The 17,162-nt window shown below is 49.6% G+C and carries 11 protein-coding genes and 4 pseudogenes; 6 read left to right on the top strand and 9 right to left on the bottom strand.

Annotated elements, in window-relative coordinates; genetic code table 11:
• The first annotated feature begins 84 nt into the window (after positions 1-84).
• Together ATB02_RS10795 and ATB02_RS26985 are read left to right on the top strand one after the other, a co-directional pair.
• Entirely contained in the window at positions 85-1,287 is a 1,203-nt protein-coding gene (locus ATB02_RS10795; RefSeq protein WP_105271555.1) for a nicotinamide mononucleotide deamidase-related protein YfaY, read from the top strand.
• Positions 1,288-1,506: 219 nt separating this feature from the next.
• Positions 1,507-1,695, top strand: a pseudogene (locus ATB02_RS26985) (helix-turn-helix domain-containing protein); the annotation flags it as partial.
• Positions 1,696-1,895: 200 nt separating this feature from the next.
• Here ATB02_RS26985 and ATB02_RS10805 read toward each other — a convergent pair.
• The 4 genes from ATB02_RS10805 to glpA form a co-directional block, all read right to left on the bottom strand.
• The gene (locus tag ATB02_RS10805) at positions 1,896-2,846 is read right to left on the bottom strand and encodes an ISNCY family transposase (RefSeq protein ID WP_105271557.1); all 951 of its coding nucleotides are present in this window, start codon (positions 2,844-2,846) and stop codon (positions 1,896-1,898) included.
• A gap of 193 nt (positions 2,847-3,039) precedes the next feature.
• Entirely contained in the window at positions 3,040-4,230 is a 1,191-nt protein-coding gene (gene glpC / locus ATB02_RS10810) for an anaerobic glycerol-3-phosphate dehydrogenase subunit GlpC (RefSeq protein WP_001000389.1), read from the bottom strand.
• The gene (glpB, locus tag ATB02_RS10815) at positions 4,227-5,486 is read right to left on the bottom strand and encodes a glycerol-3-phosphate dehydrogenase subunit GlpB (protein ID WP_039020261.1); all 1,260 of its coding nucleotides are present in this window, start codon (positions 5,484-5,486) and stop codon (positions 4,227-4,229) included. Before glpB ends, glpC begins: the two co-directional genes overlap by 4 nt.
• The gene (gene glpA / locus ATB02_RS10820) at positions 5,476-7,104 is read right to left on the bottom strand and encodes an anaerobic glycerol-3-phosphate dehydrogenase subunit A (RefSeq protein WP_105271558.1); all 1,629 of its coding nucleotides are present in this window, start codon (positions 7,102-7,104) and stop codon (positions 5,476-5,478) included. Before glpA ends, glpB begins: the two co-directional genes overlap by 11 nt.
• 272 nt (positions 7,105-7,376) lie before the next feature.
• Here glpA and glpT point away from each other — a divergent pair, with 272 nt between their 5' ends.
• Both glpT and glpQ read left to right on the top strand, forming a co-directional pair.
• A complete protein-coding gene (gene glpT / locus ATB02_RS10825) occupies positions 7,377-8,735 on the top strand; it encodes a glycerol-3-phosphate transporter (protein ID WP_000948724.1) in 1,359 nt (452 codons plus the stop codon).
• Between the two features lie 4 nt (positions 8,736-8,739).
• The gene (gene glpQ / locus ATB02_RS10830; protein ID WP_032303540.1) at positions 8,740-9,816 is read left to right on the top strand and encodes a glycerophosphodiester phosphodiesterase; all 1,077 of its coding nucleotides are present in this window, start codon (positions 8,740-8,742) and stop codon (positions 9,814-9,816) included.
• Between the two features lie 219 nt (positions 9,817-10,035).
• Here glpQ and ATB02_RS10835 read toward each other — a convergent pair.
• Positions 10,036-11,106: pseudogene (locus ATB02_RS10835) on the bottom strand (hypothetical protein).
• A gap of 465 nt (positions 11,107-11,571) precedes the next feature.
• Positions 11,572-11,814 (bottom strand): annotated as a pseudogene (locus tag ATB02_RS10840) (LysR substrate-binding domain-containing protein); the annotation flags it as partial.
• Between ATB02_RS10840 and ATB02_RS26665 the strand changes: the two are divergent.
• Positions 11,809-11,913 (top strand): annotated as a pseudogene (locus ATB02_RS26665) (hypothetical protein); the annotation flags it as partial. The pseudogenes ATB02_RS10840 and ATB02_RS26665 sit on opposite strands and share 6 nt — an antisense overlap.
• Positions 11,914-11,993: 80 nt before the next feature.
• The gene (inaA, locus tag ATB02_RS10845; RefSeq protein ID WP_000301053.1) at positions 11,994-12,644 is read left to right on the top strand and encodes a lipopolysaccharide kinase InaA; all 651 of its coding nucleotides are present in this window, start codon (positions 11,994-11,996) and stop codon (positions 12,642-12,644) included.
• Between the two features lie 52 nt (positions 12,645-12,696).
• Here the strand turns inward: inaA and yfaE are convergent, their stop codons facing one another.
• From yfaE to nrdA, 3 genes are all read right to left on the bottom strand, one after another.
• The gene (gene yfaE / locus ATB02_RS10850) at positions 12,697-12,951 is read right to left on the bottom strand and encodes a ferredoxin-like diferric-tyrosyl radical cofactor maintenance protein YfaE (RefSeq protein WP_000135040.1); all 255 of its coding nucleotides are present in this window, start codon (positions 12,949-12,951) and stop codon (positions 12,697-12,699) included.
• Complete coding sequence (gene nrdB / locus ATB02_RS10855) at positions 12,951-14,081, bottom strand: class Ia ribonucleoside-diphosphate reductase subunit beta (protein WP_000332037.1); 1,131 nt, start codon at positions 14,079-14,081, stop codon at positions 12,951-12,953. The genes yfaE and nrdB overlap by 1 nt, the downstream gene beginning before the upstream one ends.
• A 146-nt stretch (positions 14,082-14,227) precedes the next feature.
• Positions 14,228-16,513 (bottom strand): class 1a ribonucleoside-diphosphate reductase subunit alpha, encoded by a 2,286-nt coding sequence (nrdA, locus tag ATB02_RS10860; protein ID WP_001075170.1) that lies wholly within the window; start codon positions 16,511-16,513, stop codon positions 14,228-14,230.
• Positions 16,514-17,162: the final 649 nt, after the last annotated feature.

Consider the following 17,162-nt stretch of genomic DNA (forward strand, 5'->3'; position numbering starts at 1 on the left):
CATTCTGTCGCGCCATTCAGTTTCTTACTACGCCTTATCTCCCTTTGCGTTATAGTGATTCGATAACAAAAGCAGGAGATAACCATGTTAACAGTGGAAATGTTATCCACCGGGGATGAAGTGTTACACGGGCAAATCGTTGACACTAACGCTGCCTGGCTGGCCGATTTTTTCTTTCATCAGGGGTTGCCATTATCTCGCCGTAATACGGTGGGGGATAACCTCGATGACTTAGTGACCATTCTTCGTGAACGTAGTCAGCACGCCGATGTGCTGATTGTGAACGGCGGGCTGGGGCCGACCAGTGATGATTTAAGCGCACTCGCCGCTGCGACTGCAAAAGGAGAAGGCCTGGTGCTGCATGAGGCCTGGCTCAAAGAGATGGAACGTTATTTTCGCGAACGTGGACGGGTGATGGCACCGAGCAACCGTAAACAAGCGGAGCTACCTGCCAGTGCAGAATTTATCAATAACCCGGTAGGCACCGCCTGTGGTTTTGCCGTGCAGCTTAATCGTTGCCTGATGTTCTTTACCCCCGGCGTACCGTCAGAATTTAAGGTGATGGTCGAGCACGAAATCCTGCCGCGCCTGCGCGAGCGTTTTTCTTTACCGCAGCCGCCGGTTTGTCTGCGTTTGACTACCTTTGGTCGTTCGGAAAGCGATCTGGCGCAAAGCCTGGACTCCCTGCAACTGCCGCCGGGCGTAACAATGGGCTATCGCTCCTCGATGCCGATAATTGAACTTAAGCTGACCGGACCGGCAAGCGAGCAACAGGCGATGGAAAAACTGTGGCTGGACGTTAAACGTGTTGCCGGACAGAGCGTGATTTTCGAAGGCACCGAAGGACTGCCCGCGCAGATCAGTCGCGAATTGCAGAGCCGCCAGTTCAGCCTGACGTTGAGCGAGCAATTCACCGGTGGTTTATTGGCTTTGCAACTTTCTCGCGCAGGTGCTCCATTGCTGGCGTGTGAAGTAGTTCCTTCACAGGAAGAAACCCTGGCGCAAACTGCGCACTGGATTACAGAACGGCGTGCCAACCATTTTGCCGGGCTGGCACTGGCTGTTTCTGGTTTCGAGAACGAACATCTCAACTTTGCGCTAGCCTCGCCAGACGGCACTTTCGCTCTGCGTGTGCGTTTCAGCACTACGCGCTACAGCCTGGCTATCCGTCAGGAAGTGTGCGCACTGATGGCACTGAATATGCTGCGCCGTTGGTTAAACGGTCAGGACATCGCCAGTGAGCATGGCTGGATTGAGGTTGTTGAGTCCATGACTTTATCTGTCTGATTCCGCCACTCCGTGCCGGTTTACTGCACCGGCACATTCCCCCTCCGGCAAAATTTGTCCAACCTGTTGTACTCAATAAGAAAAAATCCGTGCGCTGATTCACAAATTTGTGCGTAATTTCTCCAGTCCGCTGGACGAGGTGCGGGATTTGATGCGCTTCACAATTTTACTCCCCCTGAGCAACGAGACTGATTCCAGTATCTAAGACTGGAGTCCAGTATGTTGGAATCAAGCAAAGTTCCCGCCCTGACACGGGCTATTGATATTCTCAATTTGATTGCCCGCATTGGCCCCTGTAGTGCTGCGACGATCATTGACACATTGGGGATCCCTAAAAGCACGGCCTATTTGCTGCTTAATGAACTAAGCATTCGGCGGATCTGCGCTGCGGGTAAAGCGGCTGGTTTTCTGGCTGTGGCTCCTGATATGGCGCAGCAATGCCTGACGTGGGAAGCGAACTTTGTCGCTGTTGGCGTTGACACGATGCTCTACAGCGATGCCCTGGATCAACGACTGGCGATGTTTAAATTAGGCAAAAATGGGCCACAAATAAAAGGTAGTTATTAATATCAAAGGCCCACGGGGAATTGCACGTGGGCCAGTGTTAATTAGTGGTTATTGGCTGCAAGATCGGCTTCGCTTAGCTGGGTGGCTGCGAGCACCAGGTCATGATCGATGCCCTGTTCCAGCATGCGTAAGGCAATTTTAATGGCTTGTTCATGCATGCCTTGCTGCAAACCTTCTAATTTACCCTCCTGCCAGCCTTCAAGCTTACCCTCCTGCCAGCCAATTTGATGCCCTTCCTGCCGTAGCCGTTCAGCAATAGTCATCAATCTCTCCTTTTGTAGTGGTGAACGTTCGGCAATCTCCTCAATAAAGCGGGTGAAACGGGAGGTATCGCCGCATTGCAGCAGATAATTAAACAGCGTTTGTAGCTGGCTGTCATTAGTGAAGCCTCTAACCAAAAGCGTGGTGATCCTGTCGACCATACCGATTAAATCGCGGTCGCGAATATGCTTTTGAATCAGTTCAAGCAGAGCTATACGCCGATGTTGCATGATCTCATCGTCAGGTACGATGGTGATATCCACCAACGGAAAAGCTTCGGTGTACAACTGCCGGGCAAGTTGCGGATCATCAAACTCATCCAGCCAGTTAAGTGAGTATGGGTAGGGCGAGGTTTCGCCGTGATAAAACAGCAACGGCACCACCAGCGGGACTCTGTCATAGCCTTTGTCAAGGTGACGCTGCATGGCGGCGGTGGCATAGCGCATTAGCCGAAAAGCCATATTCTTTTCTGCGGAACTTTGATGTTCAATCACGCAGTAGATATAGCCGTCACCATCGCTGGTTTCCACCGACCACAAAACATCCGAGTAGTAAGCGCGTAAACTTTTTTTAATAAAGCTGGTGGGTTCCAGGCGTAAGGTTTGCAGGTTGCAAAGTTTACACAGTGGCTCCGGTAGATGTATTTCGAGAAAATCCCGCGCGGTTTCGGGCGAGAACATAAAGGTTTTAAACACCGCATCATGCGGGGAGGAGGTTGTTGATTCGGTCATGGTTGTCCGTCACCTGATATTTATGATGACGCGACATTACGGGGATCTCAGAACAATGACATCTGCCAGTTTCTGCCTTTGCGAGACGTTTTCAGAAGAATTTTCAAAGCGATGCAACGCATACACTGGATGCGGAATCACGTACGCAGAAATGCCCGATAAGCAATGCGCTTACCGGGCATCACAAGGAAGATTAAGACAGCGCCTGGGCCAGCAGCGTAATCGGGTGCTCGCAGCGAAGGCTCGTGGACATCTCAATCTGCCATTTGCAGGTTTCGCAGTCGGTGACCACCAGATCCGCGCCGCTCTCTTCTATCTGACGGAATAGTGGTGCGCCGATGGCTTGTGAGGTGGGGTAGTTCTCTTTTTTGAAACCGTAAGTACCTGCAATACCGCAGCACTGGGAATCCAGCACCGTTAACTCAAGCCCCGGGATTTTACGCAACAGTTCCAGGGTGTAGAGTGTCCAGCCCATTTTTTCCATATGGCACGGGGTGTGATAAACCACTTTTAGTGGCAGCGTTTTCAGCGGTAACGTTTTTCCTTCGTCCAGCTTGCGCCACAGCCAGCGGGTCGCCAGTTCGATATGATCGCGCAAGCCTTTGTTGTCGACATTCAGCACTTCCGGGTATTCATCGCGCAGGGCAAATGTACAGGTTGAGGAGGTGGCAATCACCGGAATGCCTTTTCCCCCCACAGCTTCGCGGATCGACTCTACATTCGTGATTGCTTGTTTACGTGCTTTATCGGTAAAACCGTTGGCGATGAGCGGCACGCCGCAGCATTTTTCTTTGCTCAGCAGTTGTACGCCGGTGTCCATCGCGTTGAGCACTTTAATTAAATCTTTACCTAACTGCGGATGGTTGTAGTTAACGAAGCAGCCGTGAAAGAAAGCCACCTGGTCTTTATATTGCGCTTGCTGAGCCGCCACGCTGCGATACCAGCGACGGAAAGTGCCGAAGGAGTATTTCGGTAGCGTGCGGCGATGATCGATTTTTAACGCCGCATCAAGCAACTGCCGCACCGGTTTCAGCGAGGTAGCGGTGTTGACGATTGGTGCGAACGGCGTGGAAACGCTACCCATCAGGTCGGTATGACTCAACACAAAATTACGCAGCGACGGGCGTGTGGTGTCATATTTCGCCCGCGCGCGCTGGATAATATCGCCAATCTTCACATCGGACGGGCAGGCGACTTCGCAACGTTTGCAGTTAATACAATATTTCAGTGCCTCGTCATACAGTGCACCATCTTTTAAACGCAGACGCTCGCCATCCGGCCCGGCTTGTTTTGGCCCCGGATAGCTGGGATTCACCCGGCTCACCGGGCAGGCGGTGGTGCAGACGGTGCACTTAATGCAGTTTTCGAAGCTGGTGTCGTTCATTGTTGGCCTCCTGCGCGTTGGGCAATTTGTTGAGCGGCATGTAAAGCACTGACAGCACAAACACCGCCGCCGCATCCCTGGGCAATGGGATCAAATCCGCCCAGCACCGAACCGATGGCAAACAGGTTTTCAATGGTTTGCCCTGCCTGCGACGGGCGTAGCGCCTCATCAGTGGTTACACCGAACTGCTGCCACGGTTGCGGCGCAAAAAAATCGCCCTTATACCATTCACCCCGCGTGGCGGTTTGTAGCACATCAAGGCCGAGAATCGGCTCGCGAATGCCGTCACGTTCTGCCACCAGTCCGCCGCTAAAGAAACTGCCGCTCGCAAGCACCGCAAATCGTGGGCGCAGCGGGATATCGGCGTGATTGCGCGTCCAGATTTCATTCACTACGCCATTTTTACAGGTCACTTTTTTCACTTCATCGCCCGGCATCCACACGCCCCCCTGGCGCACAAACTGGCGCTGTAACTGGTTTTGCAGACGAATGCCCAGCACTGAAGGTGGTAATGTCGGCAGTAACATTAATGAACAGGGCAATTGCTCGTTCAGCCACCGCCAGAGTTTGTCATCAGCCATGCCGAAGCAGGCGGGCATCAGGATCATTTCACTGGTATTGGCGACAGGAATAAGCGCATCAATTAACAGAGGCCAGTTTTCTTCGTTATCAAGGAAACGGGCGATATTCACCGCGCGGAACTCGGTGGCGTTATTGCGCAGGATATCCAGTTCTGGCAGCTCTATTTCTGCGGTTTCAACATTAAGATCCAGTTCGCGCAATGAAGCCGCCGCAAGATGCGCCTGAAAATCCATCAGGCCGCTAATTCCCACTACACAAATTTTCTTCGCGGGCAGCGGCCAGACGGGGACTTCTGGCGAACTTAGCCAGGTAGAGCGCAGAGTACCGAGCGGCGTAACTCGCTGGTGAGCCAGCTCTACGCTGCCCTGTAATTGCGCACCGCTTTCAGCGATTAATGTCTGTGCCTGACAAGCGAGATCGAGCACGCGTTGTGGCCCGAGAAGAGAGTATGGATGGGCAGGTGCCTGATGACACAAAGATTCCAGTCCACTGTGAATGTCTGTCACCGGCTGACCGTCAGGCAGATTGCTCAGCAAATCCAGCGATCCGGATGAAAAATGCAGCGCGCTTTGACCACGCGTAACAATGGCACAGCGCAGTCCGTGTTTTTGCAGTTGCAGGCCGCAGAGTAATCCGGCGAGCCCGCCGCCCATAATGACAGTATCAAAGCGCATCTTTCTGCTCCTTCTCCAGACCACAAAGTCCCTGATAAACCCAACGGGTAAACTCGCTTTCGCGCAATGCGTCTCCCCAGGCGATGGGTTGCACGCCTTTCCAGCGTTCGTTAAGGAAGGTGGAAAGTTGCTCGATAGATTGCGCGGACGTCGTGACGTTAAAACGCTGTAGCAGTCCGGCAGCGCGGCAGGCGCAGAGCTCGCCCTGGCAGGTTCCCATCCCCACACGGGTGCGACGACGTAAATCCAACAGGCTGTTAACGTTTAAATTTTCTACTGCGTACTGCACTTCACCCGCAGTTACCGCTTCGCACTCACATACCAGGCTGCGGTGCAGACGGCCTTCGCTCAGCCAGGCAGGCGTGCGATCGCCATGACGATAAACCGCAGAACCGCGCAGCGGGGCAGGCAGGGAGATGACTTTACGCAAGGTAACTTCAGCGGGTTCCTGTGAACCTGGAAGTGCCAGTTCGGCGGTCGTACAGGGGCGCGTATTGCCCAGCTTGCGACATACCGCGTCGGTAGCCCATTCCGCCATCAGCCGATAGGTCATCAGTTTGCCACCGGTGATGGTGATAAATCCGTCCAGACCATCGCGTTCAGCATGATCGAGCAGCACGATGCCACGGCTGACGTTACGTCCGCTCGGGTCGTCATCGCTGGCAACCAGCGGACGCACGCCAGAGTAAGCCCGCAAAATACGCGTTTTCGCCATCACGGGGGCCAGTTTTTCCCCTTCACGCAGCAGAATATCCACTTCTTCTGCCGTCACTCGATTATCGTCAATCTCGTTGTAATCAATACGTAAAGAGGTGGTGCCAATCAGCGAAATGGTATCGCCAGGCACCAGAATATCGGCGTCAGAAGGTTTACGGCAGCGGTTGATCACATGCTGATTAATGCGGTGATCCATAATCAGAAGCGACCCTTTCGCCGGGAACATGCGAATGCGCAGATCGGCATATTCCGCAATATGTTGCCCCCAGATCCCGGCGGCATTAACCACGACAGGCGCATGGAGAGCCTGCGTTTCGCCGGTGAGATGGTTACGTACACGAACGCCGCACACCGTCGTGCCTTCACGAATCAGCCCCGTGACTTCGTGAGCGGTAAGGATAATCGCACCGTGTTCTTTGGCATCCAGCATGTTTGCTGCGGTCAGACGAAATGGATCAACAGTGCCATCCGGAACTTTCACCGCGCCAATCAGTGCCGGGTTAACGGCAGGTTCGATAATGCGTGCTTGCTGCGGATCAATCGCTTCTGCGCTGATCCCTGCTTCCTGGCAGGCACGAATAAAAGTCGCCTGGAAGGAGAGATCATCTTCCGGCAGGGTGATAAACAGGCCGTTGGTTGGTTCGACACAGTGACGCGCAATGCGTTTTAAAATCTGGTTTTCACTAATACATTCGCGGGCCGATTCCGCATCCGTTACCGCATAGCGTGCGCCGCTGTGCAGTAGCCCGTGATTACGCCCGGTGGCTCCCGTTGCGATGTCGTGGCGCTCAACCAAAATCACGCGCAGCCCGCGCAGGGCACAGTCGCGGGCAATCCCGGCTCCCGTTGCGCCGCCGCCAATGATAATCACGTCACTTGATTGCGAGTCGCGAGTTTTCATTGTTATCCCTCTGAAGTTCGTTTTTTACCATTTAGCCATAGTAAAAACATGAATTGTTTGATTTCGCGCATATTCGCTCATAATTCGAAAGTGAAACGTGATTTCATGCGTCATTTTGAACATTCTGTAAATCTTATTTAATAATGTGTGCGGCAATTCACATTTAATTTCTGAATGTTTTCTTAACATCGCGGCAACTCAAGAAACGGCAGGTTCTCCCACTGAATCAGGCTGTTAATCATAAATAAGACCACGGGCCACGGAGGCTTTCAATGTTGAGTATTTTTAAACCGGCGCCACACAAAGCGCGCTTACCTGCCGCGGAGATCGATCCGACTTATCGTCGATTGCGCTGGCAAATTTTCCTGGGGATATTCTTTGGCTATGCTGCTTACTATTTGGTTCGTAAGAACTTTGCGCTCGCTATGCCTTACCTGGTGGAGCAGGGATTCTCACGCGGTGATTTAGGTTTTGCCCTTTCAGGGATCTCAATTGCCTACGGATTTTCGAAATTTATCATGGGCTCGGTGTCGGACCGCTCGAATCCGCGCGTTTTCCTGCCGGCAGGTCTGATTCTTGCGGCGGCAGTGATGCTGTTTATGGGCTTTGTGCCATGGGCGACATCGAGCATTGCGGTGATGTTTGTACTGTTGTTCCTCTGCGGTTGGTTCCAGGGTATGGGGTGGCCGCCGTGTGGTCGTACTATGGTGCACTGGTGGTCGCAGAAAGAACGTGGCGGCATTGTGTCGGTGTGGAACTGCGCACACAATGTCGGTGGTGGTATTCCGCCGCTGCTGTTCCTGCTGGGGATGGCCTGGTTCAATGACTGGCACGCGGCCCTCTATATGCCCGCTTTCTGCGCCATTCTGGTGGCACTATTCGCCTTTGCGATGATGCGCGATACCCCACAATCCTGTGGCTTGCCGCCGATCGAAGAGTACAAAAACGATTATCCGGACGACTATAACGAAAAAGCGGAACAGGAGCTGACCGCGAAGCAAATTTTCATGCAGTACGTGCTGCCGAACAAACTGCTGTGGTACATCGCCATCGCCAACGTGTTCGTTTATCTGCTGCGTTACGGCATCCTCGACTGGTCACCGACCTACCTGAAAGAAGTTAAGCATTTCGCGCTGGATAAATCCTCCTGGGCCTACTTCTTCTATGAGTATGCGGGCATTCCGGGCACCCTGTTGTGTGGCTGGATGTCGGACAAAGTCTTCCGTGGTAACCGTGGGGCAACCGGCGTCTTCTTTATGACACTGGTGACCATCGCAACTATCGTTTACTGGATGAACCCGGCAGGCAACCCAACCGTAGATATGATTTGTATGATTGTTATCGGCTTCCTGATCTACGGTCCTGTGATGTTGATCGGTCTGCATGCGCTGGAACTGGCACCGAAAAAAGCGGCAGGTACGGCAGCGGGCTTTACTGGTCTGTTTGGTTACCTGGGCGGTTCGGTGGCGGCGAGCGCGATTGTTGGTTACACCGTGGACTTCTTCGGCTGGGATGGCGGTTTTATGGTAATGATTGGCGGCAGCATTCTGGCGGTTATCCTGTTGATAGTTGTGATGATTGGCGAAAAACGTCGCCATCAGGAATTACTGCAAAAACGCAATGGAGGCTAATTGCATGAAATTGACGCTGAAAAACCTTAGCATGGCGATCATGATGAGTGGAATGATCATGGGAAGCAGTGCAATGGCGGCGGATAGCAACGAAAAAATAGTCATCGCCCATCGCGGTGCCAGTGGATATTTACCGGAGCATACGCTGCCAGCAAAAGCGATGGCTTATGCGCAGGGAGCGGATTATCTGGAACAGGATTTGGTGATGACGAAGGATGATCATCTGGTCGTTCTGCATGACCACTATCTTGACCGGGTAACCGATGTCGCCGATCGTTTCCCGGATCGGGCGCGTAAAGATGGCCGTTACTACGCGATAGATTTTACGCTGGATGAAATTAAGTCTTTGAAATTTACGGAAGGCTTCGATATTGAAAACGGTAAAAAAGTGCAGACTTTCCCCGGACGTTTCCCGATGGGTAAATCTGACTTCCGGGTGCACACCTTTGAAGAAGAGATTGAATTTGTTCAGGGGCTAAACCATTCGACCGGGAAAAATATTGGTATCTATCCAGAAATTAAAGCGCCGTGGTTCCACCATCAGGAAGGGAAGGATATTGCGGCAAAAACGCTGGAAGTGCTGAAGAAATATGGTTACCTCGGTAAGGACGACAAAGTTTATTTGCAATGTTTTGATGCTGATGAGCTGAAACGCATTAAAAATGAGCTGGAACCGAAAATGGGCATGGACCTCAATCTTGTACAGCTGATTGCCTATACCGACTGGAATGAAACGCAGCAGAAACAGCCGGACGGAAGCTGGGTTAATTACAGCTATGACTGGATGTTCAAGCCGGGCGCCATGAAACAGGTAGCGGAATATGCTGATGGCATTGGTCCGGATTACCATATGGTGATTGAGGAGACATCGCAGCCGGGTAATATCAAGCTTACCGGAATGGTAAAAGATGCACAGCAGAATAAGCTGGTGGTGCATCCTTATACCGTGCGGTCAGATAAGCTGCCTGAATACACTACTGATGTGAATCAGTTATATGATGCTCTGTATAACAAAGCGGGTGTAAATGGGCTGTTTACTGATTTCCCTGATAAGGCAGTAAAATTCCTTAATAAAGAGTAATGCTACTGCAGGATGGCGTTCATGCGCCATCCTCTGCTAAAGCGAAATAATGCTACTACCGGTTATTCTTTTCATTAACGGGTGCATCCTGTAAAAAGATGCCAACATAATTTTCGCAAAACTCATTCGTTAAAAAAGCTAACACTGGGCATTGTTATTCTTTAAACAGTATGAATAGGTCTCAATAATAAATTGTAATGCAGTTTATACTGTAAAGTATTATTCGAATTTCGGAAAGGTAAAGAAAATATTAATGTATCTTATTAATTTATCATATTGTTCTTGGGTGAATGCTGTTTGCACACCTTCAGGGCAATATTTACCTGTAATAACCAGTTGCCCATTGCTGTGTTGTACCATTAAACCTTCTTTTTCCTTTGGATCTACAAAATTAGAATTATCAAATGTGAAGATATTTTTTTCCTGTTTTGAGTAAGCAAAGAAATCTCGTGTATAGCTGAAACTATCATTTATTAATGGTGCTAACTTTTTGTCGGCGATATCGATAAACTCACCACTTAATTTATTGATGTATTTCATTTGCTTCAATTTTTTCTGCGCTTGCACAATTTGCTTGTAGGTATTTTCAATTTTTTTAGAAGAATTCTTAAATACATCATAGCGTTCCTCGGAGGATGTGTATTTGTACCATTCTGTATTTTTCTCAGAATGTTGTAGCAGGTCTGTATATTTTTTTTGATCGCTGTAAAGTTGACTTTTAATACTTTCCTCACTGCTGATCTTATAATGTTTATCAGAGTCGTTTGTTTTTGAAATGTCCTTTTCTGTCAGTGTCTGGTCCGTGTTGTGGGTATTTTCTTTTGCAACATGCTCATTGATGATGTTAATTGCAGTTTCATATTCATTTAAATTTATTGTTCTTTGTGAAAGAAACCCTTCTTTGCTTTCGATACTCAAAACACCTTCGTTGTTTTCACCTCTGGTAAAGGTAAGGATATAGGGTTCATAATCTTCTGCAAATTCATTTTTATACGTTATGACATGCTCGACAAAATGTCTTATTGGTACGAAACCATAACTGTGAACGTCAATTTTTTTGGTCTTGACACTATCAATTTCATCTGAGGCTTTCGTGAAAAAAGCCAATGAATTAGCTATGTTGTCTGCTGAGGTTGATAACCCGAATCTACTTTGAGATATTTTTAGAAACTCATTGCAAAAAATCTCAAGTTTCGCGGTTTGTTGTGATTCTTTGTAAATTTCTGCTGTTTGCAATTTATTATTTTGTAAAATATTACAGCGAGATAAGTGAATAGATGTATTTGGCATAAATGATTCCTTGTAGTGTGAGTTAACAAGATACAATTTAATCTTTGCAGAATATATTCACTATCAAATTTAGCTCATTTTATTACGAAGACCTTTACGCATGTTAGAAAGTATCATTATTGTTAATAAATACGGTAATAAGTAACAAACAGATATTGATAACTTCCCTGACAAGTTATTAGGTATCCCACTTGAAGATTGAGAATGGCTCCAGAGTAAACTGTGTACTGTTCGCCGGAGTGTCATTACTCTCAACAATCGGTTTTGACAGTGAGTCGGGCGCTTCATACCGGTTTCTACCTGGAGTCATTGTCACTTCCCTAAACTGGATAAATATTTATCGCTAATTCACAAAGTGGACCAAAATCAGGTGAAAACGAATTATTACGCATGGTAAAGACTACAGGCCAACTAAGTGTGGCGAATCAGGCAATCTTACATTTGTCATCAATCTCATGTCTCACATCAAATTTTTCCACTCACCACGAGTTGTTCCGTACACGTTTGTAGTAAAAACAGTGGACTGCCTTCTACCGGCTTTTCTTTAGCCAGCAACGAAATCTGTCGATAGAAGGTTGGTTCGAGAGGAACGGAACACAATTCACCTGCAATGGTTTTCAGCGTTAACTCTGGTAATAAGGCGATGCCTAATCCCTGTCGAATAAAATTCATCGCTGTATCCGCCTGATTAAATTCACATTTTATTTGCTGCGCGCACTATTAGTGGTAGTGGCTGGTGGAGTCTATGCGCTGCAAATGAAGGGTAAAAGCGGTGTCGCGCTAGTAGTGGCAAAAGAAATTCATTAATACGACACGTTTCATTAAGATTTTTCGCAGGTAACCACCTATAGTCATTGTCGTTAATAAAAAATGACAGGCGATAGGGTATGGCAGTTTCAGCAAAGTACGACGAATTTAATCACTGGTGGGCAACAGAGGGCGACTGGGTTGAAGAGCCTAACTATCGCCGTAATGGGATGAGCGGGGTGCAATGCGTCGAGCGCAACGGCAAAAAGCTGTATGTGAAGCGCATGACGCATCATCTGTTTCATTCCGTACGTTATCCGTTCGGTCGACCGACGATTGTCCGTGAGGTTGCGGTAATTAAAGAGCTGGAACGGGCTGGTGTCATTGTGCCGAAAATCGTTTTTGGTGAAGCGGTGAAAATTGAGGGTGAATGGCGCGCGTTGCTGGTGACGGAAGATATGGCGGGGTTCATAAGTATTGCTGACTGGTATGCCCAGCATGCAGTAACACCTTATTCTGACGATGTTCGGCAAGCCATGTTGAAAGCTGTGGCGATGGCGTTTAAGAAAATGCATAGCGTTAATCGTCAGCATGGCTGTTGTTACGTTCGCCACATCTATGTGAAAACAGAAGGTATGGTAGAAGCTGGTTTTCTTGATCTGGAGAAAAGTCGTCGCCGCTTACGTCGGCATAAAGCGATTAATCATGATTTCCGCCAGCTGGAAAAATATCTGGAGCCGATCCCTAAAGCGGACTGGGAGCAGGTTAAAGCGTATTACTACGCCATGTAATCACGTAGGCCAGATAAGACGCGTAAGCGTCGCATCTGGCACAAGTACCCGATCACATCTCGATTTCAATATCGCCTTTTGCCCGGCAACAACAGGGCAAAATTTCCCCCGGCTGAATAAAGGCCAACGGTTCGGCAATCCAGTCCACCTGGCCTGCAACAAGGCGTGTGCGACAGGAGCCGCAGTAACCTTCGCGGCACTGATACTCAACCGCCACATTGTGGGATTCCAGCGCCGCCAGAAGGGAAGGGTGTTCATCCTGGCACAGCAGTTGTGTGCCAGTGATGCGCAGGGTAACGCGAGCCATCAGAGCTGGAAGTTACTCAAATCGTCGGTGTCCACTTCCGAGTCAATCTGCCCGACCAGATAAGAACTGACTTCCACTTCCTGCGGAGCAACCTGTACGTTATCAGACACCAACCAGGTGTTGATCCACGGGATCGGGTTGGAGCGCGTCTGGAACGGCAGATCCAAACCGACCGCCTGCATACGGATATTGGTGATGTATTCAACGTACTGGCAGAGGATGTCTTTATTCAGACCAATCATCGAACCATCACGGAACAGATAATCCGCCCAGTCTTTCTCTTGCTGTGCCGCCTGGACAAACAGGTCATAGCACTCCTGCTTACACTCTTCGGCAATTTCTGCCATTTCCGGATCATCCGCGCCGCTGCGCAGCAGATTCAGCATATGCTGTGTACCGGTCAGGTGCAGGGCTTCGTCACGGGCAATCAAGCGAATAATCTTGGCGTTGCCTTCCATCAGTTCGCGTTCCGCAAATGCGAAAGAACAAGCAAAGCTGACATAGAAACGAATCGCTTCCAGCGCGTTAACGCTCATCAGGCAGAGATACAGTTTTTTCTTCAGCTCGCGCAGGCTAACGGTTACGGTTTTACCGTTAACGGTGTGGGTGCCTTCGCCCAGCAGATGCCAGTAGCTGGTCATTTCGATCAGTTCATCGTAATAGCTGGAGATCCCTTCCGCACGTTTCTGGATCTGCTCGTTGGTGACGATATCGTCAAACACAACCGACGGATCGTTAACGATATTACGAATGATATGAGTATAGGAACGGGAATGAATCGTTTCTGAGAATGCCCAGGTTTCGACCCAGGTTTCCAGTTCCGGGATCGAGATCAGCGGCAGCAGTGCCACGTTCGGGCTGCGACCCTGAATGGAGTCCAGCAGCGTCTGATATTTCAGGTTGCTGATAAAGATGTGTTTTTCGTGTTCAGGCAGTGCCTGGTAATCGATACGGTCACGAGAAACGTCAACTTCTTCCGGACGCCAGAAGAAAGAGAGCTGCTTTTCGATCAGCTTTTCGAAGATGTCATATTTTTGCTGATCGTAGCGAGCCACGTTGACCGGCTGACCAAAGAACATCGGTTCTTTGAGCTGATCATTTTTCGTCTGTGAAAAGGTGGTATATGCCATGAATGTGTCCTGTTGGGAGTTTAATGCCGGATAAGGCATTTTACGCCGCATCCTGTGCCTGATGCGACGCTGGCGCGTCTTATCAGGCCTACAAAACCGAGCCGTAGGCCGGATAAGGCGTTCACGCCGCATCCGGCATCTCAATATCAGATCTTACATGCGCCGCTTTCGCAGCCATCGTCCTGGATTGACGGCACCAGATCGTCTTGTGCGTCTTCAGCACCGTCACGGGTGTTCTGATAATACAGCGTTTTGACCCCGAATTTGTAGGCGGTGAGCAAGTCTTTCAGCAGTTGCTGCATCGGCACTTTTCCTGACGGGAAGCGTGACGGATCGTAGTTGGTGTTAGCAGAGATCGACTGATCGATAAATTTCTGCATGATACCCACCAGTTGCAGGTAGCCATCGTTACCCGGCATTTCCCACAGCAGCTCATAGGCGTCGTGCAGGTGCTCATAGTCCGGCACCACCTGGCGCAGAATACCGTCTTTCGACGCTTTGATGCTGACGTAACCGCGCGGCGGTTCAATACCGTTAGTGGCGTTAGAGATCTGCGAAGAGGTCTCGGACGGCATCAGAGCAGAAAGCGTGGAGTTACGCAGGCCGTGCGTTTTGATTGACTCACGCAGTGCTTCCCAGTCGTAATGCAGCGGCTCATTAGCGATAGCATCCAGGTCTTTCTTATAGGTATCGATCGGCAGGATCCCTTTCGCGTAAGTGGTTTCGTTAAACCACGGGCACGCGCCTTGCTCTTTTGCCAGCTCATTAGACGCTTTCAGCAGGTAATACTGAATGGCTTCGAAGGTTTTATGCGTCAGGTTGTTGGCGCTGCCGTCGGAGTAGCGTTTACCGTGCTTCGCCAGGTAGTAAGCGAAGTTGATCACACCAATACCCAGCGTACGACGACCCATCGCTCCACGTTTGGCGGCCGGGATCGGGTAATCCTGATAATCCAGCAGCGCGTCGAGTGCGCGTACTGCCAGGATCGCCAGCTCTTCCAGTTCATCCAGGCTATTAATTGCGCCCAGGTTGAAAGCAGACAACGTACACAGCGCGATTTCACCGTTCTCGTCGTTGACATCATTCAGCGGTTTGGTCGGCAGGGCGATTTCCAGGCACAGGTTAGACTGGCGCACTGGCGCGATGGCCGGATCAAACGGGCTATGGGTATTGCAGTGGTCAACGTTCTGAATATAGATACGACCGGTAGACGCACGTTCCTGCATCATCAGCGAGAACAGCTCAACGGCTTTCACACGCTGCTTGCGGATGCTGTCGTCTTTCTCATATTTGGTGTACAGGCGTTCAAACTCTTCCTGATCGGCGAAGAACGCGTCGTACAGCCCCGGTACGTCGGACGGGCTGAACAGGGTGATATCTTCACCTTTCAGCAGACGGGTATACATCAGTTTGTTGATTTGTACCCCGTAGTCCATATGACGCACGCGGTTGCCTTCAACCCCACGGTTGTTTTTCAACACCAGCAGGCTTTCCACTTCCAGATGCCACATCGGGTAGAACAGCGTTGCTGCACCGCCACGCACACCGCCCTGAGAGCAGGATTTCACCGCTGTCTGGAAATGTTTGTAAAACGGAATACAGCCGGTGTGGAATGCTTCGCCACCGCGAATCGGGCTACCCAACGCACGAATACGCCCGGCGTTAATGCCGATCCCGGCACGCTGGGAAACGTATTTAACAATCGCGCTGGAGGTGGCGTTAATGGAATCCAGGCTGTCGCCGCACTCGATCAGTACGCAGGAGCTGAACTGACGAGTCGGGGTACGCACGCCGGACATGATTGGCGTCGGCAGCGAAATTTTAAATGTGGAAACCGCGTCGTAAAAACGCTTCACGTATTGCAGGCGCGTTTCACGCGGGTAGTTCGAGAACAGGCACGCGGCAACCAGAATATAAAGGAACTGGGCGCTTTCGTAGATTTCGCCGGTCACGCGGTTCTGTACCAGATATTTGCCTTCCAGCTGCTTAACGGCAGCATAAGAGAAGGTCATATCACGGTCGTGATCGATAAACGTGTCCATCTGCTTGAACTCTTCTTCCGTGTAGTCTTCCAGCAGATGATTATCGTATTTGCCCATCTCGACCATTTTCACCACGTGGTCGTACAGCGCAGGCGGCTCAAACTGGCCGTAGGCTTTTTTACGCAGGTGGAAGATCGCCAGGCGCGCGGCGAGATACTGATAATCCGGCGCATCACGGGAGATCAGGTCTGCGGCAGCCTTGATAATGGTTTCGTGGATGTCAGAGGTCTTGATACCGTCATAAAACTGAATGTGGGAGCGCAGCTCGACCTGGGAAATCGAAACGTTATGCAGTCCTTCTGCCGCCCAATCCAGAACGCGATGGATTTTGTCGAGATTGATGCGCTCTGTGCTACCGTCGCGCTTTGTCACCAGCAGATTCTGATTCATGTATGTCGTACCTGTTTTTGGAATTCTTTCCGCAATAGTTTCATGCAGACTACCTGTAGTGAGGGAAGCTGCTTAGAACACTATATATAGGGGGTATGTTTGGGATTCACTGCAAGATAGTGTGAAACTGGCCCTCTTGCAAGTGCATAACTTTGTGGATAACTCAGGAAGGAAAAAGTGGCTTCCGCGCAACTTAGGTCAGACAAGGTATCCGGGAAAGTCAATGGGAAGAGAAAAATTTGTTAAAAATAACTGTTCGGCGATTTCTTGAACGGCAGAATAGTATGGGTAAATTGATATAGATGGTTTATTAATCTTGTCGCTAATGATTGTCAAAATTGATCTAAGCACGAATCATCACATAATCTGATGTATCAGTTGTGGTCAATATATAAGCGAATGTAAGCGATTGTTGAGTCGAAATGGTTGTTTTATATTCGTTTGTTGTTAAATACCAAGCCAATTTGTTACTTTTGCATATATTATAAGAATATTATTTATTACTTTAATTCAGTTTAAATATAACCGATTTACCTTAAGGTTATTAATTTGAATTATGATACACTGATATTATTCATCAAGTAATAACAAAATAGTCATTGCACCAAGTTATACAATTTACAAAAGAAAGATACCCCATATCACATAA

Origin of the sequence: Escherichia sp. MOD1-EC5189, from assembly GCF_002966045.1 — a bacterium.
Lineage (GTDB): Bacteria > Pseudomonadota > Gammaproteobacteria > Enterobacterales > Enterobacteriaceae > Escherichia > Escherichia coli_F.